Below are 23,572 nucleotides of genomic sequence, written 5' to 3' on the forward strand. Positions count from 1 at the left end.
CCGAGGCGCCCGGCCAAGGCAAGGCATCTGGCCGGGGACCCGCCGAGTGGACGAAGAGCCTCACCCCTCGAGCGATACCGTGATCCCATGCCGAGCTATGAGGAACTCGACGCCACGCTGACGCGGGTCGCGAACGAGAAGGCCGACGCGGTCGCCGACGTCGTGCGCGTGGTGCGAGGTGGCTCCGCCGCCGTGGGCCGCACCCCCGGGGAGGCGATCCAAGTCCTGAACGGCTGGTACCTGCGCCAGCAGGCGACCGATGCGGGGGTCCGCGCCGTTCCCGGGCGAGCGGGTGAGGTGGTGGGCGCGCTGCGTCCCGAGCCGATGGCCTCGCTGGAGCGCACGATGGTCTACCTCCTCGCCCTCGCCGAGATCCACGGCGTCGACCTCGGTGACGCCGACCGTCGCAAGGCGCTGCTGGTGGCGGTCCTGCTCGGTGACGAGGGCGCCCGGCTGGCGAGCACGGTGGCCGGTCAGGGCGTGGGCTGGGCGCGACGCCTGGTCTCGGTGTCGCGGTCGAGCACCCTCGCGGGGCAGCTGATCGGTGCCGCCCTCAACACCGGCCTCTCGGTCGCCCTCGCCGCAGGCGGGGAGTCCATCCACGCGCGCACGGTGGTCGCGCAGGCGCAGCGGGCCTTCGGTGAACCGCCGGCGCTGTTCCCCGACCAGGTCAAGCGAGCCCCAGCGCCTTCCCCCTCGCCCGGGCCCTCCCCGAGACCCCTGGACCGCTCGGCCATGGGTTCCGCCGCAGCAGAGCCCATGACCACCAGCGGGGTCTACGCCCGCGCCCTGGCTCGTACGTTGAACAAGGCCAAGAAGAAGCGGACGTGAGAGACCGGACCTGAGGGAACGGGATCCGAGGGTAGAGGTGGCGTGAGGAAGGCCCGGCCCCCGAGGGGACCGGGCCTTCCCTGCTGGGAATCAGCGGGTCAGCGAGCGGCGTCCGTGGAGGGATCGATGCGGTCGCGCAGGTGGTCGAGCTGGTCCTTCATCGCCTGCGGGAGCTTCTTGCCGAACTGCTTGAAGTACTCCTCGGTCAGGTCGGCCTCCTTCTCCCACGCGGCGTGGTCAATGGCGAAGATCTTGTCCAGGGTCGTCGCGTCGATGTCGAGCCCCTCGACGTTCAGGTCGGCCTTCTTAGGCAGGCGGCCGGAGACGTCGTCGCGCGCGTCCACCTCGCCGAGCACGCGCTTGACCGCCCACTCGATCGGACGGCTGTTGTCGCCGAAGCCCGGCCACAGGAACTTGCCGTTCTCGTCCTTGCGGAACCAGTTGACCTGAAAGATCTTCGGGGCCTGGTCGCCGAGCGTCTTGCCCATGTCGAGCCAGTGCTGCCAGTAGTCGGCCATGTTGTAGCCGCAGAAGGGCAGCATCGCGAAGGGGTCGCGGCGCAGCGCGCCGACCGAACCCTCGGCGGCGGCGGTCTGCTCGGAAGAGACGGTGGCGCCGATGAAGACGCCGTGCTCCCAGTTGTAGGCCTCGGCGACCAGCGGCACGTTGGTCGCGCGACGCCCGCCGAAGAGGATGATGTCGACGGGGACGCCGGCCGGGTCCTCCCAGTTCGGGGCGATGGTCTCGGCCTGGTCGGCGCGGACGGTGAAGCGGCTGTTCGGGTGCGCCGCGGGCTCGGTGGACTCCGGCGTCCAGTCGTTGCCCTTCCAGTCGATGAGGTGGGCGGGCTTCTCGTCGGTCAGGCCCTCCCACCAGACGTCGCCGTCGTCGGTGAGCGCGACGTTGGTGAAGATGACGTCGCGGTTGAGCGACTTCAGGGCGATGGGGTTGGTCTTCATCGACGTGCCGGGGGCGACACCGAAGAAGCCGGCCTCGGGGTTGATCGCGTAGAGGCGTCCGTCCTTGCCGGGACGCATCCAGGCGATGTCGTCGCCGATGGTCTCGACCTTCAGGCCCGGGATCGTGGGCTGCAGCATGGCCAGGTTGGTCTTGCCGCAGGCGCTCGGGAAGGCCGCGGTCAGGTAGAGCTCCTTGTTGTCGGCCTCACGAGTGAGCTTCAGGATGAGCATGTGCTCGGCCATCCAGCCGTCGCGGCGGGCCATCGTCGAGGCGATGCGCAGGGCGAAGCACTTCTTGCCGAGCAGCGCGTTGCCGCCGTAGCCGGAGCCGTAGGAGATGATCTCGTTGGTCTCGGGGAAGTGGGTGATGTACTTGTCGTCGTTGCAGGGCCAGGCGACGTCGTCGCGCTTGTTGCCCTCGGCGTCCACCAGCGGGTAGCCGACTGAGTGCAGCGCCTTGACCCACGGGGCGCCCTGGGCGATGAGGTTGAGGGCCTCGGTCCCCATGCGGGTCATGATGCGCATGCTCAGGACGACGTACTCAGAGTCCGTGATCTCGACACCGCACTGCGAGATCTCGCCGCCGAGGGGACCCATCGAGAACGGGATGACGTACATGGTGCGTCCGCGCATGGCGCCGTCGAAGCGCTGGTTGAGGGTCTCGCGCATCTTGCTCGGCTCGGCCCAGTTGTTCGTGGGGCCGGCATCCTCCTCCTTCTCGGAGCAGATGTAGGTGCGCGACTCGACGCGGGCGACGTCGGAGGGGGCCGAACGGGCGAGGTAGGAGTTCGGGCGCTTCTCCTCGTTGAGCTTGATGAACACCCCGGCGTCCACGAGCTGCTGGTTCAGGCGGTCGCGCTCAGCCTCGGAGCCGTCGACCCAGTAGATGGCGTCGGGCTTGGTGAGGGCGGCGACCTCTTCCACCCACGCGACCAGGTCGACGGGGGCGCTGGCGGGCGCGTTGTTCGGGATGGTCTCGACGGTCATTGTGCTCCTTTGCGTTGCGGCCGCCGGAGGGACTCCGGGGGCTTCATTGACCAAGTTCCTCTGGTCCCATCGTGCACCAACCGCCAGCCTTTCGTACAAACGAGGTGTCCGGACCCCTACACCCTCTGGCAGCTTCCGTCAAGTAGTCGGCATGACTAGAAGGCCGGATTGGTGGGGGTGGGTCGCGGCGGGGGCGGCGCCGAGGGTCGAGGACGGTGGGTTGCCGACCGCTTCCCGCTCGGTTTGGCGGTACGCCGTCGAGGCGGTAAAGTTACTACCCGGTCGCCGACCGAAGCGCTTGTAGCTTAATGGATAGAGCATCTGACTACGGATCAGAAGGTTGGGGGTTCGAGTCCCTCCAAGCGCGCAAGGGCCCCGCACCAGACAACTGGTGCGGGGCATCGTTGTTCTTAGCCCGGGTGAGTAGGTCCACGGCGTCCATGCCGAAGAGCGGTGCGACCAACTCCAGTTCGGGCACCGACCATGCAATCTGCCCACGAAGGCGCTTGCTCACTTGAGGCTGCGCGATGTGAAGCCGCGCGGCGAGCGCGGACTGGGCGAGCCCAGTCCTGGCCAGCAGCCCACGTAGCTCGGCGGAGACGAGGTCATTCAGCGTCGGTTCAGGTCCACTGGCCTCAGCGAGATTCGTCATGAACTGTAGCTTAGGTGCTCGCCCTTCGGCTGTGAAGCTCTAGCAGTAGCACTTAAGTACGATCCTTTGCGCCATAGCTTGACCCTATGGCTCAATGTGGTCAACCATGGGGCCATGGCAGTCGATGACGTGGTCGCGAGGAACATGCGTGGTGAACTTGCCCGCTTCCGGCTTACCCAAGAGGAAGCCGGGAAGATCCTGGGCCTCAGTCAAAGCGCCATGGGCCACCGGCTGCGGGCCCTGAGGCCCTTCACGGTCAGGGATCTAGTCGTCCTTTCTGTACGGCTTGGGATTCCCTTGTCCCGCCTGCTCGAAGGGGTGGAGGAGGAGTCCTCATGAGCCCGAATGTGCGTGACCCCGAGGTCCTGCGGAGCGTGCTCGGTCAGTTGTCTGCTGGCGTTCTGGAGTGGTCGTCGCCGGCGGGTGTGGAGGTGTTGGGGCGCATCGAGCAGATGGCTCGGTGGGCTTTGGGCCGCACCCCGGTGGTTGTATCGGACCCTCACTTGGTCAGCTCGACCGTTTCCCACGTGTGGGAGCGCTTGAACACTGGCCAAGCCCGGTTCGTGCTGCAGGCTGAACGTCCGGATCGCCTCCTGCGGGTGATGGTTGCTCGCACGCTGGTCCAAGTCGCCCGCGCAGGCGCTGTGTGCGGCGCGGAGCCCTCAGCGACAAGCCGGAACACCCCGCACGGCGAGGTCCCGGCTCGACTGGGAGAACGCGAGGAAGTCCTCGAAGCCGAGGCAGCCGAGCGCATGGTCTCGCCGGTCGTCGAGGAGTTGGTCCGCTCGTTGTGGAGGGCTGTTATCAACGCTTCGCTCCGTGGCGCTGGCGGGATCGTCCTGGCAGAGCAGCGGGCCGCTCGGGCTGCGGACGCCCTGCGGTACGTGGTCGACGAAGTGTCTGCGTGCGGGATCGCCGCGGCTTACCGCCGGCTGGCCCAGGATGAGCAGCTGGAGCAGCTGCTGCCGTGGTGGTCAGCTCGCGCACTGGTTTGGGCTGTGACGGGAAGCTCCTCTGGTCAGGGCTCCTGGGACGCCGCGCGGACCAGCGTGTTCGCCCGCTTGTACGCGGCACGCCGCGACGGTGATCGCCGGTCGGTGACCGAGATCGCCCCCGAGTGGGGAACGGTCCTTGCTCGCGTCACGTCCGCGTTCCGATCAGACCTGACACCCCCCGAGATGACGGTCCTCAACGGGGTCGAGGAACAGTTGCCGCTGCCCGGACTGGCGGTGGTCGTGTGAGCACCGAACGCCCGATCGCCCTGTCGCGCGAGGACGCCGCCTACGTTCACTCGGGCACCGTTCCCTATCCGTACCGGCGGTGGGCGCCGCTCGATGTCGAGCGGGTACTCCTGGCAACCATGGCCCGCTGGGCGTGGACCCGGGATGCCGCCTGGACAACCGTCAGAGCTTCCCACCCGAACGCTTTCCAGACTCTGCGCACCCACCCCGACGAGTTCGACGAGCACTGGGCCCGAGCCGGCGGCACGCTGCCCGGCGCCGCGGCTGCACCTGAGATGGGCCCTATCGACGAGCCTCGCCTCCCGCTGAGCGAACTCACGGTCCTCTTGGGCGCGGCCATCGGGCAGATGTGGGGCCGGCTGCACCAGATTCCGCGGCGCGCTCGCCCCCGGGCGGTCCAGGTGGCCCTGGCCGTCATCGCCCGGTGTGCCACCCAAGGGTCGTTGCGCGTGGCAGTCCCGTTGCGTTCACTGCAGCTCGACACCGGCATGCGGTCCCGGGGGGCAGTCCTCGAGGGCCTGCGGGAAGCCGCCCTGCTGTTGGGCTGCTTGCACGCCTCCTTCGACCCGCGAATGCCACTGGACTCGTCCCACGAGCTGGAGCTGATCGTGGAGCGGGAAGGGGTTGCAGGTGGACCACTCGGTATCACCCACCCCCTCCCAACGCTGTGGACCAGCACCGCTGCCGCCATCACCGACTGGGTCGGCCTCCCCGGCGACGCGCCACTCGTCTGGGCAGCCCTGCTGTCGCTGGGAGGGAAAGCCAAACGCACCGAACTCGCAGACCTGGTTGCGGCAGGGAGCGCATCACGGCAGACGCGGCGCACGGTGCACAAGGTCCTGGACGCCATGGCCGAGCGGGGCTTGGTGTCGCTGACGACCCGGCGCGTCCGGCTGGGGGAGGCCTACCTGCCCGACCCACCCGACGACTTGCGACGCCTCATCGCCAGCGAGCGACGCCGGTGGGCGTTCCGCTGCCACGCGTTCGACCTCAACCGGCAGGAGCGCACTCGAGACCAACTCGACCGCCAACGTGACTGGTGGCACTCCCTGCCCGACGACGAACGAGCCGCCCGTCGTGCCGAGCGCCAAGCCTGGTTCGCGAACCTGCCGTGTGACCTCCAGGACCACTACCGACGGCTGTGGGCTCGCCAACGCCAGCGTGCCGGCGTCAGTGTCAGGCAGGCGCACCACAACTGGTGTGAGGAACACATGACGGTTGCCAGACGCCGAGAACGCCGCGCGTGGTACCGAACCCAAGCTCCCGACAGACAACTGGAACTCGTCGCCTGCTGGAGCCGGTGGCGAGTCACACACGAGGTCGGCCGCTACAGGGCCAACCGGCTGGAAGAAGTCGAACCACCCTCACCGAGGAAGTACCCCAAGTACACCGGCCCGAGGTGGCCGGGCATCGAGTGGACACCCCCACACATCGACACGGAGGCCGACCATGCTGGCGAAACTCTCCCTACTGAAGGCACTGATCCGCCTGGTCCTCACGGTGGCCCTGGCACTGGTGGTGTTCCTGATCGGCATGCCGATCTTCATGATGGCCGGCCTGATGCCCTCATCCCCGGCCTGTCGGGCGGCTGACGGCGGGGACTTCAACGCCGACCAGCTCGCGATCGCCCGCACCATCGTCCAGGTCGGCGTCGAGCGCGGCCTCCCCGAGCGGGGCGTCATTGCCGGGTTGATGGCCGGCATCGGCGAGAGCACGCTACGGAACCTTCCCCACGGCGATGCAGTCCGCAACGACACCATCGGCGTCTTCCAGATCGGTCCCGAGCACGGCAGCTACGCCGACCGCATGAACCCCACCTGGGCGGCCGGCAACTTCTTCCAGCGCCTCACCGCAGTCCCCAACTGGGAGAACCTCCCGCAAACCTTGGCCATCCACAAGGCACAGCGCAACGCCGACCCCAACCACTACCAGCGCTACCTCGATACTGCCAGCGGCCTCTATGCCCTGCTGACCGGCGGCGGCGCCGACTGCCAGCGACCCGCGGTCGACTCCACCGGCAACTCAGGAGTCAAGACCTGGGGCGGGTTCACCAACGGGCTCATCCCCTTCGACGTCCTGTGCCCCATCCCCTGGAAGGCCGGCACTCGCATGGCCGATGGCAGCGGCTACTACGCGCGCTGTGACTACGTGAAGGCCCTGACTGCACTCAACGTCGAATACCGCGCACGCTTTGGCCGCAACATCGACATGAGCACCGCCTACCGCTCCCAGGACTACCAACGCGCCCTGTGTGCCCGCGTCACCCACGCCTGCGCAGCCCCTGGACGATCGGTCCACGGACTCGCCCTGGCCATCGACTTCAGCGGCGGCATCAACCGGGTCAACACCGCTGAACACCAGTGGATGGTCGCCAACGCCGGCCGGTTCGGCATCGTCCACCCCGGCTGGGCACAAAAGCCCGGCAAGAGATTCGAACCCTGGCACTGGGAGTTCAACCCCGACCTCGGCATCCGCACCGGAGCCGTCACCGCGAGCGACGTCGCGGCCGCCTCCGACAACAGCCCCCTCACCCGCCCCCTCACCTGACCCACCCACCGCCGGCGGCGTGTGTCGCCGCAGCGCACTTCCGAGGTGAGGGCGTCAAACGGACACCCCAACACTGACAAGGAGCACCCTCATGCCTGTTCGTGGACCCGACTGGTCATTCTTCGGAGTCAGCACCTTCGCCGGCATCATCTCCGGCATCTGGGCCGTGTGCCTGCTGGCATCATTCGCGGCACTCCTCATCGCCGGCGGCGTGTTCGCCTTCTCCGGCGACAACCCCCAGCGCCGCGACAGCGCCATGGGCTGGGTCCGCAACGCCGCCCTGGCGATCCTCGTCCTTGGCGCAGCCGGAGCCATCTGGGCCCTCCTGTTCGCGCTCGGACAGGCGGCATCCTGATGAACCGGAAGCTGATCATCCCCCTGATGGGCCTTGCCTTGATCGTGGGCTTGTCCATCGTCGTGACGGTCACCGGCATCTTCACTCGGGACACCGCCCCAACGACACCCCAGGTCTCAACCGTGCGCACCACCGAGGTCACGCCGACCCCAGCGCTGCCCACCGAGCCAGTTCGGGCCCCGTACGGAAGCACGCAGACCGGAACGATCGGTGACTTCGCCGTCCCTGCGTGGCCGACCGGCGTCAGTGAACGCATGGATGATCCCCGGTTCGTGTCCTGGCTGCAGCAAGCACCTCCCACGATCCCGACCCCCGGGTGGGCGCCCGAGATCACCGACGAACAGCGTCAGGATCCCGTCGAGCTCACCCGCACCTTCCTGACTGGCTTCTACACCCGCCAGTACACCTGGCCGCGCGCCGCATGGGCGTCTTGGGTGTGGGACGCCTGGACACCGGCCACGCTCACTCCCACCCCGGCCTACGCCGCTCAGGTGGGCCAACCCTCGACCCTGTACCGGGAACGCGCCTGGTTCCTGCTGGTGGCCATGTCACCCACCGCCGAGTTGGAGGACATCTTCGCGCCCGCCTCCCAGGAGGCCTGGCATCGGTACGCCGATCTGGGTGCCACCAGCCAGGTGACCGTTCTCCAGACCAGTCCCATCAGCTTCCCGCTGCCGGACAAGTACTACGACACCGACCCCAACGCGGTCACCGTGGAGGCCCGCCTGAGTGTCGCCACCATGGTCGGGGGACAGACCACCACCAAGGACCTCCACCTGTGGGTGGCCCTGTCCACCGCCGATGAGACCGGCGGGTACGGCGTCCAAGCCATCGGAGTCATGCCATGAGCTGCCCCACCGGCACCTACTGCCCCGCCGTGCCCGTCATCGAACAGACGCCCACCCCGGCGCCACCGACCCCCACGCCTACCCCCGCTCCGGCGCCGCCGGCGAGCGAGGGCAGCGGGAACTGGCTGGTCGACCAGATCCTTTCCGGGCTGGCCCGTTCGGTTGGTGATGCTGCTGAGAAGTTCATGTCGTGGCTGTGGAACGGCGTCAACCAGGGCACCGCGGTGAACCTGTCCCAGGCCCCAGAACAGTTCCTCCGCCTCATGGGCGTCACCGTCGCCTTGGGACTCCTCATCGCGCTGGGTGCCTTCGTGTGGGAAATCGCCTCAGCGGCCCTCCACGGCGGGGACCTGCCACGCATCGGCGAAGCCCTCAAGGGAATCCTCGTGGCCACTCTCGGTCCAGCGATCACCCTCTACGTGATCAATCTGCTGCTGACGGTCTCGGACCAGCTCAGTGCCGGCATCATCGACGTCGGCATGGGCGGGAACATGGGTGGCCGCGTGAGTTTCCTCGTCTCAGTCGCCGTCGTGGTCAACCCACTGGGCGTTCTGGGCATGGGCGCGCTGATGATCCTGCTGGGCTTCTTCCAGTGGGTCGTGCTCAGCCTGCAGGCCTCGCTGGTCTGGCTCGAAGTGCTCGTCCTCCCGATCGCCTTCGGTGGCGCACCCCACCCGGCCTTGCGTCCCCTGATCGGTAAGTGGATGGGCTTCACCCTGGGCTGCATCTTCATCAAACCCCTCCTGCTCGGCATCGTCGCCGTCGGGCTCGCGCTCGCCGGGAACGGCGTCTCAGGCAGCCCCCAGCAGCTGGGGATGGGCATCGCCATCATGGCGCTGTCGATCCTGGCCCCGTTCACCCTCATGCAGATCCTCGCCGGACTCGGCGAAGGCCTCGCCGCCGCGGGCGCAGCGGGCGGGCAGACCGCACGCGGCGCCAACCCCAGCTCGAAGATCGCCGCCGTCGCGCGCACCCGCTACTACTTCCGGAAGTGACGCCATGATCACGACACGATTCCCCAACCGCACCCCCCGAACCGTGTGGGGGGACCTCACCTACACCCAGCTGGCCGTCCTCGGTCTCGCCCTCACGTTCGTGGTCCTGGCCACCGCCATCCCCAACGGGCGCGGCATGCCGCTGTTGGGCGTCGCCATCGTGCTGGCCCTGCTGGTGCCGGCACGGTGGGAAGGACGCCGCTTCCTCGACCAGGTTCCGCTCATCGTCAGCTGGCTGACCAAGTCACGCAACGGTCAACGGCAATGGCGTCGCGACGTCACCGAACCTCCGCGCGCCGGCAGCCTGCACCTACCGGGTGACGCCGCACGCCTGCAGTGGCGCAACCTGCCCAGCGGCACCGTCGCCGTGTACGACCCGAACCAAGGCACCCTCGCCGCCTCGGTGAGCTGCCGCCAACCCGCCTTCCGCCTGCTGGCCAGCAGCGACCAGGAACGCCGCGTCGACTCCTGGGCCACCCTCCTGGGCAGCCTGTCCCAGCGCGCCCAAGGAGCCCGCATCCAAGTCACCGAGACGACCGTGCCCGATCCCGGCCTCAACGTCGTGGAGTTCTTCGACGCCCACGCCACCAACCCGAACGGGTGGGCCGCTCACCAGTACCAGACGCTCCTCGCCAGCCAAGCCACCCAAGGAGTCCGCCACGACACCACCGTCACCGTGACCATCGACGTTCGCAAGCGCAGCGGCCTCGGTATCGAACGCGTCACCCACGGATCGGCGTTGGCCATCTCGCTGGAACGCCTCGACGCCCTCGTCGGAGTCCTCATCACCAGCCTCACCGACGGCGGTCTCCAACACGTCACCCCGATCACCGGCAACGAACTCGCCAGCCGCATCGTTCAAGCACACCGCCCCAACGCGCCCATGCCCACCGCCGCCGCCCTGGAGGAGGCCGGCCCGATCAGCCTCGAGGAGCACCGCACCCACATCGACCTCGTCGACGGATGCGCCGCCGTCTTGTGGATCGCGGCTTGGCCGCGCACCGAGGTCCCCGTCGACTTCCTCCACCACGTCATGTTCACCAGCGGCGTCCAGAAGACGTTCAGCCTGTTCATCACCCCCGTGCCCACCGCTGACGCGCTCAAGGGGATGAGCAAGGAAGCCGCACGCGCCGAAGCCAAAGCCCGTAACGCAGCCAAGCGCGGCCGCCAACAATCGGTGTTCGAACGCCGCGCCGTCGAAGAACTCGCCGAACGCGAAACCGCCCTGGCCGACGGCTTCGCCGACGCCCGCTTCTCCGGGTTCATCGTCGTCACCGCACCCGACCTACCCGAGCTTGCTGATGCCGTCGACGCCGTCGAAGCCGCCGCAGCCGCCTCGGGCATCCACACCGAACCCATGGCCCGCCAACACCTCCAGGCATTCACCAACACCCGGCTCCCCCTCGGAAGGAAGGTCCACCGATGAAGGTCATCCAGATCAAGCACACCACCCCCGCCATCCCGCGCGGTGGCCTGCCCGGCAAGCACAAGGCCCGCACCGAGATCCTGGGCAACCCCATCGACTTCACCGTCGAACCCCACCACGCCACCACCGACGTCATCGCCGGCGCCTACCCGTTCCTGGCCGAGGCCGGCCTCGGCTCGGAAGGCATCTTCATCGGCACCGACACCTGGTCCCAAGCGCCCTTCGTGTTCGACCCTTGGGTGCTCTACCAAAAGGGCATCATCAGCAACCCCAACGTCGCCGTCATCGGCATCATCGGCCGCGGCAAGAGCCTGCTGGCCAAGACCCTCGCCTCCCGCTCCACCGTGTTCGGTCGCAAGGTGTACGTCCCCCTCGACCCCAACGGGGAATGGCGAGCCGTCGCTGAAGCCGTCGGCGGCACCGTCATCCGACTCGGCGACGGCAACATCCTCAACCCCCTCGACGAAGGACCTCGCCGGCCCCAAGCCAGCGACCAACAGCACCAGACCGAAGTCCGCGAACGCCGCATCGAACTCCTCGAGGCCCTCGCCGCCGCAGCAGCCGCCCGTGACCTGGCCCCGGAGGAACACACCGCCCTGGCAGCAGCCCTCGACAGCGTCGTCGCCGACACACCGACCCCCACCCTCGGAGACGTCGTCGACGCAATCTTCCAACCCCGCCAAGCCACCCACGGATCCGACACCACCCAACTCGCCAGCGACGGCCGATCCCTGGGCCACGCCCTGGCCCGGTTCATCAACGGCGACCTCGCCGGCCTGTTCGACGGGCCCTCCACGGTCAGCCTCGACACCGAATCCCCAATGGTCGTCATCGACGGATCCGGCATCGTCGGCGACGACCTCAAGCTCGCCCTCGTGTCCGCGTGCGCCTCCACCTGGATGGAAGCCGCCCTCAACGACCCCTCCGCAGGACAACGATGGGTGATCTACGAGGAGTCCTGGCGCATCATGATGGTCGCCAGCCTGCTGGCCCGCATGACATCCCAGTTCAAACGAGCCCGCCACCTCGGCCTGGCCAACATGATCATCTTCCACGGCCTCGGGGACCTCGACATGGTCGGCGACGCCGGCTCCGCCGCCCGCGCACGCTCCCTGCGCCTAATCGGGGACTGCTCCACCAAGGTCCTCTACGCCCAAGAGCCCGGCGACGGCGCCAGCGAGATCGCCCGCCGTCTCGGCCTCAACGACGCCGAACGCGACCAGCTCCCCGGCCTGGCCATCGGCGAAGCCCTCTGGAAAGTCAAGGAACGCGGCTTCCTCGTCGCCCACAAGGTCACCACCGACGAACTCAGCCGCTTCGGCACCGACAAGCGCATGGGCGGACGACACCGATGAGAGACACCGACAAGATCCTGTTCGCCGGCATCGGCACCCTCAGCGCACTCACCTTCGCCCTCTACGGCGCAGGCCTCCTGCTGGACCGCCTCCACGGCAGCACAGGCACCCCCGGCCAGCAATGGCTGTGGCTCACCCTCCGCGGCCAGCCTGACCGAGCCTTCACCACCGGCCCAGCCTGGCTGTACTGGCTGGTCGCCGCACTCATCCTCATCGCCGAGATCGCGCTCATCACGGTCGTGTGGCGACTCTGGAGAACCAGCACCCCCACGCCCGCCAAGACGCAGGCGCGGATCCGCCCCGAAGGCACCGCCACCCGCCAGCAAGCCGTCCGCGTCGGCGGCAGCCACGCCGTCAAACGGCGCGCCCAACACCTGCGCCCCAGCCTGCCCCGCCCCAAGCTCGACGACATCGCGCTCCGCCTGGGCGCCATCGACCGCACCCCCCTGTGGATGACCGTCGAAGACTGCGCCCTCATCATCGGCCCACCCCGCTCCGGCAAGGGCCTCCACCTCGCGGTCAACCTCATCCTCGACGCCCCCGGCGCCGTCATCACCACCTCCACCCGCCCCGACAACCTCGACATCACCCTCACCGCCCGCCAACAACACGGCCCCATCGCCGTGTTCGACCCCCAACAACTCGCACCCTGGGCCCCCGGCGGCCTGCGCTGGTCACCCATCCGCGGCTGCCAAGACCCCCAAGTCGCCATGGTCCGCGCCAAAGGCCTGGCCGCCGGCTCCGGCCTGGGCGGCTCCAACGTCACCGAAGGCGCCTTCTGGCTCGGCCTCACCGAGTCCGTCCTCCGCGGCCTCCTCCACGCCGCCGCCCTCGACAACCGCGGCGCCGACGACCTATACCGGTGGAGCCTCGACCCCGCAGCAGCCCGCGAAGCCGGCCGCATCCTGGAGGCCAACCCCAGCTCAGCCCGCGGCTGGGGCAGCGCACTCAACGCCATCATCGACAGCGACCCCCGCTCCCGTGACTCCGTCTGGCACGGCGTCCGCCAAGCCTGCAGCGGACTGGCCGACCCCCGCGTCCTCGAGGCCGTCAGCCCCCACCCCGGCGAAGCCTTTGACCCCGCCGCCTTCCTCAACGCCAACGGCACCCTGTACCTACTCTCCACCGCCACCGGCGCCACCGGCGTCGCCAACCTCATCGCAGCCCTCATCGAAGACCTCCTCGAAGTCGCCCGCCACCTCGCCGCAGACGCCCCCGGCCAACGACTCGACCCACCCGTCACCCTCGTCCTGGACGAGATCGGCAACCTCGCACCCCTACCGTCCCTGCCCGCCCTCATGAGCGAAGGCGGAGGCTCCGGCCTGGTCACCATCGCCGTCGTCCAATCCCTGGCCCAAGGCCGCGACAAGTGGGGCGAAGCCACCTGGGGAACCGTCTGGGGATCAGCCATCGTCAAGGTCATCCTCGGCGGCAACGACGACGCCCGCGACCTCCGCGACCTCTCCGACGTCATCGGACTCCGCGACGACGAGACCACCTCACGATCCCGCAACCACGACGGCAGCCTCACCACCTCCACGAGCATCCGCCAGGTCCCGATCATGCCGCCCAGCGCCCTCCGCACCCTGCCATTCGGCACCGCCGTCGTCCTCATGCGCGCCGCCCCACCGATCGTGATGACCCTGCGCTCCTGGAAACGCCGCCCCGACGCCAAAGCCCTCATCGCCGCCCGCCGGACAACCCACCCCGCCAACGAAATCGCACCCCACACACACGCACCTAACCCCCGACCGGCCGATGGTGTAGGCCACACGCACTAGGGAAGTGAGCCAGGCACTACACCGGCCGGCCACCAACTGAAGGAGCAAGATCGTGAACCACCCCGACGACCTCCGGCCCACCGGCCTGGCCGACGTGCCCCTCATCCACGACGACCTGCTCGACTACGCCCGAACCCTCGCCCAAGCAGGGGAACGCGCAGCCGCCGAGCAGACACTGGACGCCGCCGACGAGCTGCTCGCCGAGGACAACTGATGCGCCGCCAGCTCACCGCCGCCCAAGCCGAACGAGCCCAAGCCGAACGCAAGGAGAAGCTCGACCAGCTCCACCAGCAGCTGATGGCCGGCATCGAGTCCCTGCGCTCCTCCGACCGGTGGCTCGCGTTCCTCCACTTCGCCCAGGGCTTCCACCGCTACAGCTTCAACAACACACTGCTGATCTTCCTCCAGAAGCCCGACGCCACCATGGTCGCCTCCTTCAACGCCTGGAAAGAACGGGGCCACTACGTCCGAAAGGGCGAAACCGCCCTCCGCGTCCTGGCACCCATGACGCGACGCGTCACCGTCGACGATGATGAGGGCCGCGCAGCCCGCGACAAGGACGGCAAGCCGCTCAAGAAGACGATCATCACCGGCTTCAAGCCAGTACCCGTCTTCGACGCTTCCCAAGTCGAACCGGCCGTCGACCGGCCCGACATCCCGCGTCTCCTGGCCGGCCACGCCCCCGAAGGACTCTGGGACGCCCTGGCCCACATCGTCACCCAGGAAGGCTTCCAGCTCGAACGCGGACCCTGCGGCACCGCCAACGGCTACACCGACTTCACCGCACACGTGATCCGGGTCCGCGACGACGTGGACGACGCCCAAGCCGTCAAGACCCTCGCCCACGAGGTCGGCCACATGCTCCTCCACGCACCCAACGCCACCGACAGCGGACGCGTCGACTGCCGCTCCACCATCGAAGTCGAAGCCGAATCCGTCGCCTACCTCGTCGCCTCAGCCCATGGCCTCGACACCAGCGACTACACGTTCTCCTACGTAGCCGTCTGGGCCGAGGACGCCGCCGAACGCCAACGCGTCGACCCCTGCGACGTCATAAAAGCCACCGGTCAACGCGTGATGGCTTGCGCCGACAAGATCCTCACCCACACCCAACCAGCCGCCACCCTCGCCCAGAACGAAGCCATGACCCAAGACGCAGCCCGCGTCCGCGAGCAGATCAACAAGGCGCCCGCCACAGCACCCAGCCCGCCGTCCATGCACCCACTGTCGACGACCACCCCGACGACCCCAACCCCGACACCGACCCCGACGATCGGCCTCTAACCGGACAGGAGAACCCCATGCGACCACCCCGCGGACTGGGCCGAGGCCTCGGCCGAACCCTCGCGCGCCTGCGCTACCGCCGCTACATGAACTCCGAGACCTGGCGCACCGTCCGACGCAACTGGGCAGCCCTCTACGGCGAACTCCACGGACGCGCCCCCACCTGCGCCATCTGCGACCAGGACTGGGCGCTGGCCCGTGATGACCTCCACCACCTGACCTACGACAACGTCGGCGACGAGTCCTTCCAGGACCTCATGCCCTTCTGCAGGCCCTGCCACGAACGACTCCACCAGTGGCTCGACGCCTCACCAGCCTGGCGCACCATGCCGCTCCGCACCGCCTCGATCGAACTCGTCAACCGCCTCCGCCACTGACCCCTCGCACCGACAGGAGAAACCCATGCCCGAACCACGCCTGTCCAAGGAACTCCAAGACGCCCTCTCCAAGAGCGGCGAATCCATATCCGACATCTACGATCTCGGGTCCATCCCCAGCCCCGTGCGCTGGCACACCCTTCGTGGCAAGGCCGCCCATCAGGAGTGGTCGAGGCTCATCCCGTGGGTGGCCTGGCTCACCGACCGGTACGCCCTCCCACCCACCCTGGTCCCCCCATGCTGGCCCCGTCACGGAGCCCTCGTCGAGGAACTCACCGCCCTCCGCGGCGCCTACGAGGTCGCCTACGACAAGACCCAGGCAGCCACCGCCATGCTCGAGTGGCACGCCATGTTCGCCATGGCCCGCACGCGGTTGCGCGAATGGACCTCCATCACCGGCTGCAACCGCGAGGACCACCGGGCCGCCACCCTCCAGCCCTGGCCCGACGACGCCACCTGGGCGGCAGACACCCGCAAGTGGCTCACCCAGACGAACGGTCCCACCGATGAACCTTGGTGACGCCGCAATCCGGTACGCCCAAGCAGGCCTACCCGTATTCCCGCTGGTACCCGGCGGCAAGGCTCCACTCACCGCCCGCGGCCTCTACGCGGCGACCATCGATCTGTTCCAGATCAAGTCCTGGTGGGCCCAACACCCCAACGCAAACATCGGCCTGCCCACCGGGGAGACCAGCGGCTGGGACGTCCTCGACGTCGACGTCCCCAAGGAAGACGCCGCCGGCCGCCGCCAACGACGCACCGGCTGGGAAGTCGTCCAGCCCGCCCTCGATGGTGGAGGCCTCAAACCACCAGCCATCATCGTCCGAACCCCGTCTGGAGGCGCCCACCTCTACTACCGGGCCCGCGACGGCGCCCGGAACGGCTCCATGTCCGACTACGGCCTCGACTTCCGTGCCGAAGGCGGCTACGTCGTCGTCCCACCCTCACGAACCGATGCCGGCACCTACGAACTCACCCAAGGACTCGACCACAGCAAGCCCGTCTTCCAGTGCGACTTCACCAAACTGCGCGAGCTCATCCAACGCGTCGACGGCTCCCACGAGGGAGCCCAGCGAGCGACCCGGAGACTCCGAGCACAACAGAGCCGACCCACCTCGCCAGACCGCCTCACACGCCGCGTCGACGCACTAGCCCGCACGGTCGCCGAAGCCAAGATCGGCACCCGCAACAACGTCCTCTACTGGGCTGCCCGCGTCTCGATCGACGATGACCTGGAGTGCCTCGACAAGCTCTACCACGCCGGACTCGCAGCCGGACTGGACCCGGACGAGGCCTCCCGCACCATCCAATCCGCACTCCGCGGACCACAGCCGGTCAACATGCCCGTCCCAGCACCGGAACCACCCGCCCCCAGAACCATCTCGCTCTGACCACAGTTCACCGGCCGGCCCAACAGGGCCGGCCGGTGCACCATGATCACAAGCTCAGCACCGGCCCGTCCCCGACACCGAGCGGCTGGCTGACGGTCGAAGCACGCTCACCCAGCACCATCCGCAACTCATGCCGAGCCGCCATCTCCGCAGCTGCAACCGTCCATGCCTCCAGGGCCGCGGCGTCCGTCGGGCGAGGAGGCAGCCGGCGCGTCCAGCGGGCGCCTTGCTCCAAGTCGTTCGCCAGGGCCGCCTGCACCGCCCGGCGCATGGACGCCTCCCGCTCGTCGAGGGCCTGACGAAGGTCCGGGTCGCGCGTCGACACGTCCGCCACCGTCACCCCCAAGATCTGTCGACGCTCGAGTGGGGGGCAGTCGCCGGCCAAGGCAACCAAGCGGGCAGCACTACTGCTGGGGTGTTCCCCCGGGGAGAAGGCCTGGGCGACTACCGTCGCCGGCGGCCGACCCTGGGCCTCGAGACGACGCAGCGCATCCAGCACCTGAGGCCACTCAGGCAGGTGGGTGGGTTCCACATCCGGCATCGTCTCCCTCAGCAGGTTGGCGTACCGATCCGTCGTAGCCCACCGACGGATGGTGTCGTACTCGGCCATCAGCCGGCCCAGGCTGGTCTGTGCTTCGACCTCGGACTCGCGAGTCTGCGTGGCCGACAGAGCCGCACCCCTCCGCTTGAGGACGTCACTCAGGATCCCCCTGGCGTTGGGAGCCTCCGCGGCGAGGTGGGCGTGATCGGGGTCATCGCTGGGCGCCACCGCCACATGCACATGGTTCGCGAGCCGCCCACGGGTCATGGCCACGTACAGAACCTCACGCGTGAGCGCGCCACGCCCAGGATCAACAACCACATGGGCTGTGTCGGCCGTCGCCCCTTGGGCTCGATAGGCGGTCGTGGCATAGGCCAGCTCAACGTGATCGGCAACGTAGGCGGCCGGCAGGGTGATGGCTGTCCCGCCCGCCCCGCGACGAACCAGCAAGGACCCGTCAGCGCCGGCGTCGAGCACCTCCCACGTGTCACCGTTCTTGACCCAGCCGCGGCCCGTCGTCAGCGACCGATCGTTCTGCCGCGTGACGATGCGGTCCCCAGAACCAGCTGAGGTTCCATCGTGCAGGCGCGGACCCTCCGCAGAGACAAGCCCCTGGTCGACCCGCTCACGACGGGCACGCGCGTTGAGTTGGGTGACCGTGCTGTTGTCACTGGCGATCAGCAGCGACACATGTCCTTCGTCCTGGTCCGTACACCAAGCCTCGAAGGCGGCCTCGACCGCGTCCTCATGCGCATGGACCCGTCCACGGTGGTCATAGAGATCGAGAACAGCTTCCTGCCCGAACCGCAGCCGCACCGAGGCGGCACGCTCCCAGTCATTACGGAACCGCCACACGCCGCTGAGCTCCGGAGCGGTGCCCCGGCGATCCGAGACCAAGAGACCGAAGGCTCCGCCCGCCTCGATCGCGCTGAGCTGGAATGGATCTCCGACCAGCAGAATCTTGGCCCCCGCAGCCGCAGCCTGGGCGCGCAGAGCGTCCAAAGCCAAGGTTCCGGCCAAGGACGCCTCATCCACGATCACCAGCCCACCGGGCCGCATGGCCCACCGCGCATGCTCGGCCAGCAGCTCCTCCGCAACGTCGCCGCGGCCCGCCACACGGTGTGCTTCGGCCCTGTGGAGTCGAGTGGACTGGCTTGCCTGCTCGTGCAACCACTTGGCTGTGTTCTCCGTGTCGATCCCCAAGGAGTCGGCCAGCACATGAGCGGCAGCGGCCGAGGGCGCCAGCCCGATCACCGATCCTGCTCCGTGGGTGGCCTGCCAGGCAGCGGTCAGCTTCGCCAGCGTGGTGGTCTTGCCGGTGCCGGCCGGCCCCACCAGAACGTCCACGACCCGCCCTGACACGGCGACCTGCACCGCAGCCGACACCTGGTCATCCGAGAGCAGGAATCCCTTGCTGTCGGGAGCATTGGCGTACCGCTCGATGGTGTCCAGGTCCAAGGTGGGCGCATCAAGTCGCTTCCCGTCGGCCAGCAGCCGGCGTTCGGCATCGAGCAGTGCTTGGGCGGTGTACACCGTGGCGCGCTTGAACGCGCTCGAACCATCGGCCAACTGATAGCGCTCCGGCGTGTGGGCTGTCAGGTCGGGGGTGAGGTCGACACTCAGCAGCTGCACCCTCTCGGTGGCAGCTCCGATCGTCGCCAAGATGTCCGCAGTCGACGCCAGCCGGACGTGCATCGCCGCCCGCGCCACCGCCGCCCGAATATTCGACACCGTCCACGTGGACCGAGAGCTGCTCAGCTCTCCCAAGGCGGTTTGGGCCAGCGACTCGACCCCGTACCCGAGCGCGAGGTCATCAGCGCGGACCATCGGAATGGACCGTTCCTCGCGAGCCTGTGCGCCGCGGTAGGTCAGTGCGGTGGCCCACTCCAACGGGTCACGCCCCAGAACGGCCGCCGCCTGTTCCCGCCACCGACCCAGGAGCTCAGCCAAGGGCACGATCGTCTTGGCCTTGCGGGTGGCCTGCCACGCACGCCGATCGAGTTCGCGACCTGCACTGCTGCCGAGCTCTCCACGTGCGGATTCGGCAGCCAGCGCTTCCCGTGCTTGTCGGATCTCGGCACGCCGTGAAGAGAACGCTTCGACCAGCCGTAGGGAGACTCCTCGGAGCTCCCAGGTTGAGGCCTTCGTTCTCCGACTGGTCTTCTGGTACCAGTCCAGACCCAAGCGGGCGCTCACTTGGGTCGCGAGGATGTTGTTGTACAACTCCGACAGCGCCACGACGTTGGGAAACACTGATCCGAGCGAATCGAGGGTGCGCCACCGGCCATCGCCAGCCTGAACACGGTTCGCGATAACAACATGGGTATGCAGGTGGGGATCTCCGTTGCGGCTGTCCCAGTGGTCGAAGGACGCCGCCACGACCCCGCGAACCGGCACGCGGGCGACCCCGTCGGTTCCGACCCGAGTCCGCGCAACCTCCGACTCGAAGTAGCGCACCACGTCCGCGACGGCCTGACGATGGGCTTGGTACAGCTGCTCGCGCACCCCTGAATCGGCCAGAGCCCACAACGTCGACACACTCTTCGGTGCGGTGAAGGTGAAGTCGAAGCCCGCTACCGATTTGGGTTGGCGCCGCGCTGACTCTTCCGCCTCAATCGTCTCGACGGCCGCGGCGCGATCCTCCGGTGACAGGCGAGCACCCAAGGCCTCGACGCGCGTGGCGATGCGTTGGGCGACTCCGAGGGGCACACGGTTCCTCCGCCCCAAGACGACCCCGGACACCGGGTCGACGCCGTCGCGATACAAGCGCTCCATCTGTTCGCTGCTCACGGTGGACCCAGCTGCCAAGCCGCGCCCGCCGTCGAGCCCCGCCAGCCCGGCGCCCATCCAGACACCAGGCGGATTGCCCTCGGTCGCGTAGTAGCGGGTCATCTGCGACATGGCGCCCTGGAACGGAGCCGAGTCGGAGACGCCGCGAAGCAGGTAGGCGTACCCGTCACCAGCGTGCATCTCCTTCACCGTCAGCATGCGACCGACCTCGCCCGTGCGCGCGCTGCAGCCTTGCGGCACTTCGAGTTGCAGTACCGACGGCGTGACGTGGCGCCGGTCCACGGACTGCCGCACACGACACACTGGTGGAGCAACACCCGCTTCGGCCGGCGTGCTCGATAGCGGCACCGGGACGAGCAGTAGAGGTGGCCACGGCGCCGCGGGAAGAACCCGACCGCGCAATACGGACAGCGAGACAGCGAGCCCGTGGACCGCCGGCGGTACGCCCTCGCGGCACATCCCGCCGAGCAGAAGCGGTGGCCGATCCGAGCCGGTGTGAACGCCGCCTGACACTCAGCGCACTGCCCGTTGAACCCCACCATGATGGGCCTCCTTCGTGGGGCTCGAACGGTTCGAGCCTCACCCTCCGAGTGCGTCGGGCTGACACCCATTTCGGGACGCAACCGCCCCTGAACTCCGGGAAATGCCAGATGTGCAGGGTCTTTCGAGTGACGGTGGCGTCTCTTGGCTGGCGAGCAGGGTGCGCCGGAGGACGCAGGTCGGTCAGGAGGCGGGGCGTTGGCGGGTGCGTTTGACGACGGCGTCGCGGAGGGCGCGGCGGGGGACTTGGACGTAGCGCTGGGTCGTGGCGACGGAGCTGTGGCCGAGGAGTTGTTGGACCACGAGGAGGTCTTGGGTCTCGATGTAGATCCCGGTGGCGAACGCGTGGCGCAGGGTGTGCAGGGTCCACGGGTGGGGGAGCACTCGGCCCGCCAGGACGCCGACGTACTCCGGAGACAGGTGGCCGGTGCTGCTCTTCTCTGAGGGGAACAGCCACTCGCCCATGCAGGTCGCTCGAAGGATGAAGGCCAGGTCTGCGGGGAGGGGAATGTCGCGGTCCTTCTTGCCCTTCCCGTGGACGGTGAGGGACCAACCCTCGAGGTCTTCCCAAAGGTCCTTGGCGTGGATCTGTGCGATCTCGGCGCGGCGCAGCCCCAGCTCGATCGCCAGACGCAGGATCAGTCGTGTCCGTGAGTCGGCATGCAGGATGCCGATCTCGACAGCCTTCAGGGGTGCCGGCCGAGGGAGAGGATCGGCGGGCTTGGTCCGCGGCAGCCGCTGCGTCGGGTCGGACTGCGTCCTTCCCGTGGCCAGGCCCCAGCGGTAGAACCCACGCAACGATGCGTAGACGCTCCGGCGGGTCTCCCGAGCCCACTCCTGGACAGCCGCCCAAGCGATGAGGTCGTCAGGCTGGACATCCCAGGGGGCGACCTTGAGGGCGCGGCTCGCTCGCTGCAGGTGATCGCGCCGGCTACGGACGGTGGTCGGCGACTGGTCGGCCGCCAGGAGGTACTCGCACCAGGACACGATCTCGTGGCGCCATGCCGGAGGGACCGGCTTGGCGCGAGGATCTGAAAAGGTGCTCATCGCTCTAACAAGCCACCGAAGTGGGGCTTGAGGGCCACTTGAAGTGTTGTCCGTTTGTTGTCCGGCGAAGATCGGCACTTTCGTCTAGTGCGGCTGGCCGACACCCGAGTGGCCGAGTTCAGTCCTTTGGACCGTTGAGTTGCTAGACCGCGCGAGCTAGCTGTTCTGGCTGATTGATTCGCCGAGGTCAGCCTGGCTGTGTAACCTCAGCCGCATGTATTCAGGCATCGCCTCGATGAAGCTGCGTTCCGCCCGCTGACGGCGGCGGGACCTCTGATCTCTCGTCTGCCGTCCTGACCATCCGCCGGGCGGCACTTCTTGTGGTGCCCGGCTCCATGACGAGCTGAGAGTACGCAATGCCAACGACACCTGCCATGAACGCGCTTCGCCCCTTGACCATCCCCACGTACCGCTCGCTGTTCACAGCGATGGTGCTGACGATTTTCGCCCAAGGTGCTTGGGCTCTCTATCTGGCCATGCAGACCCTTGACCTGGGTGCCACGCCTGCCACCCTGTCGGGTGTCGTGGCGTGGAGCGGTATCGGCCTGCTTGCCGGCTCCTTGCCTGCCGGGGTAGTCGCCGACCGCATCCCCAACAAGTCCGTCATCGTTGGCGTGCTTACCCTGAACCTCACCGTTGCTGCGGCAACAGCAACCGCCGCCGTCCTCGGCATGGTCACCTTCTGGGTGCTCGCAGTGTCCGCGTTCACCATCGGTGTCTCGACCGCATTCTTCTTCCCGGCCTACACGGCGCTGGTGCCAGTACTGGTGCCCAGCGATGACCTGATGGCCGTGAACGGACTTGAAGGCGCCACCCGCCCCTTGGTTGGTCAGGCACTCGCACCTGCAGCCGTTGGAGCCGTTATCGCCGCGAGCATGCCCGCTGCGGGCGGATACCTCATCGCCGGCGCACTCGGGCTCGCCTTGGTCGCCGCGTTGCGGCTTCCCGCCCACCGCCCGGCCGAGACCGAGGCCGACGCTTCGGCCGCCTCACCGATCACCGAACTGCTCGACGGGTTCCGCTACGTGGCTCGCACACGTTGGGTCCGCTCCAGCGTCCTGTTCGCAGCCGTTATGGGACTGTCCGTGACGGGTCCGCTGGAAGTGCTTCTGCCCGCCCTCATGCGCTCGACGCATGAGAACGGCCCAGCCTTGTACGGGGCGGTGCTCGCGGCCCTGGGCACGGGCGGTCTGGTGGGTTCCTTGGCCGCGGGATCCTGGCGCACACCGGAACGCTTTCTGCCGGCCATGGTTGGCGTCTGGGCGCTCGGCTGCCTGCCACTGTCCGTCCCCGCGCTCACCAGCAATCCGTGGGCCATCGGCGCCGGTCTGGCGGTCTACGGGGCACTGATCGGGATCGGGATGGTCATCTGGGGCACCGTTCTCCAAGAACATGTCCCACTGGAGATGCTCGGCCGGGTTGCCAGCCTCGACTTCTTCATCTCCATCTCCTTCATGCCCTTGTCCATCGCTCTCACCGGACTCCTCAGCCGCCACATCGACACCCACACCCTGTTCCTCGCTGCTGGCCTCGTGCCGCTGTCCATGGCGGTTCTCCTTGCAGTCCTTGGCCAACTCAGGACGCCGCGGACGACGCACGGCGAGGCAGGAGGAGCGTGATGGTCT

At 68.2% G+C, this 23,572-nt stretch carries 21 protein-coding genes and 1 tRNA gene; 18 read left to right on the plus strand and 4 right to left on the minus strand.

The annotated features are described in order from the left end of the window. Nucleotides 1-87: 87 nt before the first annotated feature. Complete coding sequence (locus AC5YDV_RS06380; RefSeq protein WP_496183741.1) at nt 88-831, plus strand: hypothetical protein; 744 nt, start codon at nt 88-90, stop codon at nt 829-831. 98 nt (nt 832-929) lie between these two features. Here AC5YDV_RS06380 and AC5YDV_RS06385 read toward each other — a convergent pair whose 3' ends face one another. Then, nucleotides 930-2,777: a phosphoenolpyruvate carboxykinase (GTP) gene (locus AC5YDV_RS06385; RefSeq protein ID WP_496183742.1), complete on the minus strand. Its 1,848-nt coding sequence runs from the start codon at nt 2,775-2,777 to the stop codon at nt 930-932. Nucleotides 2,778-3,071: 294 nt separating this feature from the next. On the opposite strand from AC5YDV_RS06385, the gene AC5YDV_RS06390 reads away from it, so the two are divergent. After that, nucleotides 3,072-3,144 (plus strand) — tRNA-Arg (locus AC5YDV_RS06390). Here AC5YDV_RS06390 and AC5YDV_RS06395 read toward each other — a convergent pair. Continuing rightward, a complete protein-coding gene (locus AC5YDV_RS06395; RefSeq protein WP_496192445.1) occupies nt 3,103-3,429 on the minus strand; it encodes a helix-turn-helix domain-containing protein in 327 nt (108 codons plus the stop codon). The genes AC5YDV_RS06390 and AC5YDV_RS06395 overlap by 42 nt on opposite strands. 114 nt (nt 3,430-3,543) lie before the next feature. Between AC5YDV_RS06395 and AC5YDV_RS06400 the strand changes: the two genes are divergently transcribed. From AC5YDV_RS06400 to AC5YDV_RS06470, 15 genes are all read left to right on the plus strand, one after another. After that, complete coding sequence (locus tag AC5YDV_RS06400; RefSeq protein WP_496192411.1) at nt 3,544-3,768, plus strand: hypothetical protein; 225 nt, start codon at nt 3,544-3,546, stop codon at nt 3,766-3,768. Beyond that, the gene (locus AC5YDV_RS06405) at nt 3,765-4,670 is read left to right on the plus strand and encodes a hypothetical protein (RefSeq protein WP_496192412.1); all 906 of its coding nucleotides are present in this window, start codon (nt 3,765-3,767) and stop codon (nt 4,668-4,670) included. The genes AC5YDV_RS06400 and AC5YDV_RS06405 overlap by 4 nt, the downstream gene beginning before the upstream one ends. After that, nucleotides 4,667-6,262, plus strand: coding sequence for a hypothetical protein (locus tag AC5YDV_RS06410; RefSeq protein ID WP_496192413.1), 1,596 nt, complete (start codon nt 4,667-4,669; stop codon nt 6,260-6,262). The genes AC5YDV_RS06405 and AC5YDV_RS06410 overlap by 4 nt, the downstream gene beginning before the upstream one ends. After that, on the plus strand, nt 6,171-7,217 hold the full coding sequence (locus AC5YDV_RS06415; protein ID WP_496192414.1) for a M15 family metallopeptidase: 1,047 nt from the start codon (nt 6,171-6,173) through the stop codon (nt 7,215-7,217). The genes AC5YDV_RS06410 and AC5YDV_RS06415 overlap by 92 nt, the downstream gene beginning before the upstream one ends. 91 nt (nt 7,218-7,308) lie before the next feature. Next, on the plus strand, nt 7,309-7,572 hold the full coding sequence (locus AC5YDV_RS06420; RefSeq protein WP_496192415.1) for a hypothetical protein: 264 nt from the start codon (nt 7,309-7,311) through the stop codon (nt 7,570-7,572). Beyond that, complete coding sequence (locus AC5YDV_RS06425) at nt 7,572-8,420, plus strand: hypothetical protein (protein ID WP_496192416.1); 849 nt, start codon at nt 7,572-7,574, stop codon at nt 8,418-8,420. The genes AC5YDV_RS06420 and AC5YDV_RS06425 overlap by 1 nt, the downstream gene beginning before the upstream one ends. Further along, the gene (locus tag AC5YDV_RS06430; RefSeq protein WP_496192417.1) at nt 8,417-9,415 is read left to right on the plus strand and encodes a hypothetical protein; all 999 of its coding nucleotides are present in this window, start codon (nt 8,417-8,419) and stop codon (nt 9,413-9,415) included. Before AC5YDV_RS06425 ends, AC5YDV_RS06430 begins: the two co-directional genes overlap by 4 nt. Before the next feature lie 4 nt (nt 9,416-9,419). Next, nucleotides 9,420-10,841, plus strand: a complete 1,422-nt coding sequence (locus tag AC5YDV_RS06435; protein ID WP_496192418.1) for an SCO6880 family protein — start codon at nt 9,420-9,422, stop codon at nt 10,839-10,841. Then, nucleotides 10,838-12,196 (plus strand): putative type IV secretion/conjugal transfer ATPase, encoded by a 1,359-nt coding sequence (locus tag AC5YDV_RS06440; protein WP_496192419.1) that lies wholly within the window; start codon nt 10,838-10,840, stop codon nt 12,194-12,196. Before AC5YDV_RS06435 ends, AC5YDV_RS06440 begins: the two co-directional genes overlap by 4 nt. Further along, nucleotides 12,193-13,977, plus strand: coding sequence for a type IV secretory system conjugative DNA transfer family protein (locus AC5YDV_RS06445; protein ID WP_496192420.1), 1,785 nt, complete (start codon nt 12,193-12,195; stop codon nt 13,975-13,977). The genes AC5YDV_RS06440 and AC5YDV_RS06445 overlap by 4 nt, the downstream gene beginning before the upstream one ends. Before the next feature lie 52 nt (nt 13,978-14,029). Further along, on the plus strand, nt 14,030-14,191 hold the full coding sequence (locus tag AC5YDV_RS06450; RefSeq protein WP_496192421.1) for a hypothetical protein: 162 nt from the start codon (nt 14,030-14,032) through the stop codon (nt 14,189-14,191). Further along, nucleotides 14,191-15,261 carry an ArdC-like ssDNA-binding domain-containing protein gene (locus AC5YDV_RS06455; protein ID WP_496192422.1) on the plus strand — a complete coding sequence of 357 codons (1,071 nt, stop codon included), beginning with the start codon at nt 14,191-14,193 and terminating at the stop codon, nt 15,259-15,261. The genes AC5YDV_RS06450 and AC5YDV_RS06455 overlap by 1 nt, the downstream gene beginning before the upstream one ends. Nucleotides 15,262-15,278: 17 nt before the next feature. After that, nucleotides 15,279-15,638: a hypothetical protein gene (locus AC5YDV_RS06460; protein ID WP_496192423.1), complete on the plus strand. Its 360-nt coding sequence runs from the start codon at nt 15,279-15,281 to the stop codon at nt 15,636-15,638. Nucleotides 15,639-15,663: 25 nt separating this feature from the next. Then, nucleotides 15,664-16,158: a hypothetical protein gene (locus AC5YDV_RS06465; protein ID WP_496192424.1), complete on the plus strand. Its 495-nt coding sequence runs from the start codon at nt 15,664-15,666 to the stop codon at nt 16,156-16,158. Further along, the gene (locus AC5YDV_RS06470) at nt 16,145-17,029 is read left to right on the plus strand and encodes a bifunctional DNA primase/polymerase (RefSeq protein ID WP_496192425.1); all 885 of its coding nucleotides are present in this window, start codon (nt 16,145-16,147) and stop codon (nt 17,027-17,029) included. Before AC5YDV_RS06465 ends, AC5YDV_RS06470 begins: the two co-directional genes overlap by 14 nt. A 46-nt stretch (nt 17,030-17,075) precedes the next feature. Here the strand turns inward: AC5YDV_RS06470 and mobF are convergent, their stop codons facing one another. Both mobF and AC5YDV_RS06480 read right to left on the minus strand, forming a co-directional pair. Beyond that, nucleotides 17,076-20,558 (minus strand): MobF family relaxase, encoded by a 3,483-nt coding sequence (gene mobF / locus AC5YDV_RS06475; RefSeq protein WP_496192426.1) that lies wholly within the window; start codon nt 20,556-20,558, stop codon nt 17,076-17,078. A 525-nt stretch (nt 20,559-21,083) separates the two neighbouring features. After that, on the minus strand, nt 21,084-21,947 hold the full coding sequence (locus tag AC5YDV_RS06480; RefSeq protein WP_496192427.1) for a tyrosine-type recombinase/integrase: 864 nt from the start codon (nt 21,945-21,947) through the stop codon (nt 21,084-21,086). Nucleotides 21,948-22,321: 374 nt separating this feature from the next. Here AC5YDV_RS06480 and AC5YDV_RS06485 point away from each other — a divergent pair, with 374 nt between their 5' ends. After that, entirely contained in the window at nt 22,322-23,566 is a 1,245-nt protein-coding gene (locus tag AC5YDV_RS06485) for an MFS transporter (protein WP_496192428.1), read from the plus strand. Nucleotides 23,567-23,572: the final 6 nt, after the last annotated feature.

Source organism: Propioniciclava sp. LT432 (genome assembly GCF_059515965.1).

What these genes read in the sequence shown, in the direction of transcription:
- AC5YDV_RS06380 (WP_496183741.1), top strand. Translation starts at nt 88, where the DNA reads ATGCCGAGCTATGAGGAACTCGACGCCACGCTGACGCGGGTCGCGAAC.
- AC5YDV_RS06385 (WP_496183742.1), bottom strand. Translation starts at nt 2,777, where the DNA reads ATGACCGTCGAGACCATCCCGAACAACGCGCCCGCCAGCGCCCCCGTC.
- AC5YDV_RS06395 (WP_496192445.1), bottom strand. Translation starts at nt 3,429, where the DNA reads ATGACGAATCTCGCTGAGGCCAGTGGACCTGAACCGACGCTGAATGAC.
- AC5YDV_RS06400 (WP_496192411.1), top strand. Translation starts at nt 3,544, where the DNA reads ATGGCAGTCGATGACGTGGTCGCGAGGAACATGCGTGGTGAACTTGCC.
- AC5YDV_RS06405 (WP_496192412.1), top strand. Translation starts at nt 3,765, where the DNA reads ATGAGCCCGAATGTGCGTGACCCCGAGGTCCTGCGGAGCGTGCTCGGT.
- AC5YDV_RS06420 (WP_496192415.1), top strand. Translation starts at nt 7,309, where the DNA reads ATGCCTGTTCGTGGACCCGACTGGTCATTCTTCGGAGTCAGCACCTTC.
- AC5YDV_RS06425 (WP_496192416.1), top strand. Translation starts at nt 7,572, where the DNA reads ATGAACCGGAAGCTGATCATCCCCCTGATGGGCCTTGCCTTGATCGTG.
- AC5YDV_RS06430 (WP_496192417.1), top strand. Translation starts at nt 8,417, where the DNA reads ATGAGCTGCCCCACCGGCACCTACTGCCCCGCCGTGCCCGTCATCGAA.
- AC5YDV_RS06435 (WP_496192418.1), top strand. Translation starts at nt 9,420, where the DNA reads ATGATCACGACACGATTCCCCAACCGCACCCCCCGAACCGTGTGGGGG.
- AC5YDV_RS06440 (WP_496192419.1), top strand. Translation starts at nt 10,838, where the DNA reads ATGAAGGTCATCCAGATCAAGCACACCACCCCCGCCATCCCGCGCGGT.
- AC5YDV_RS06445 (WP_496192420.1), top strand. Translation starts at nt 12,193, where the DNA reads ATGAGAGACACCGACAAGATCCTGTTCGCCGGCATCGGCACCCTCAGC.
- AC5YDV_RS06455 (WP_496192422.1), top strand. Translation starts at nt 14,191, where the DNA reads ATGCGCCGCCAGCTCACCGCCGCCCAAGCCGAACGAGCCCAAGCCGAA.
- AC5YDV_RS06460 (WP_496192423.1), top strand. Translation starts at nt 15,279, where the DNA reads ATGCGACCACCCCGCGGACTGGGCCGAGGCCTCGGCCGAACCCTCGCG.
- AC5YDV_RS06465 (WP_496192424.1), top strand. Translation starts at nt 15,664, where the DNA reads ATGCCCGAACCACGCCTGTCCAAGGAACTCCAAGACGCCCTCTCCAAG.
- AC5YDV_RS06470 (WP_496192425.1), top strand. Translation starts at nt 16,145, where the DNA reads ATGAACCTTGGTGACGCCGCAATCCGGTACGCCCAAGCAGGCCTACCC.
- mobF (WP_496192426.1), bottom strand. Translation starts at nt 20,558, where the DNA reads ATGCTGACGGTGAAGGAGATGCACGCTGGTGACGGGTACGCCTACCTG.
- AC5YDV_RS06480 (WP_496192427.1), bottom strand. Translation starts at nt 21,947, where the DNA reads ATGAGCACCTTTTCAGATCCTCGCGCCAAGCCGGTCCCTCCGGCATGG.
- AC5YDV_RS06485 (WP_496192428.1), top strand. Translation starts at nt 22,322, where the DNA reads ATGAACGCGCTTCGCCCCTTGACCATCCCCACGTACCGCTCGCTGTTC.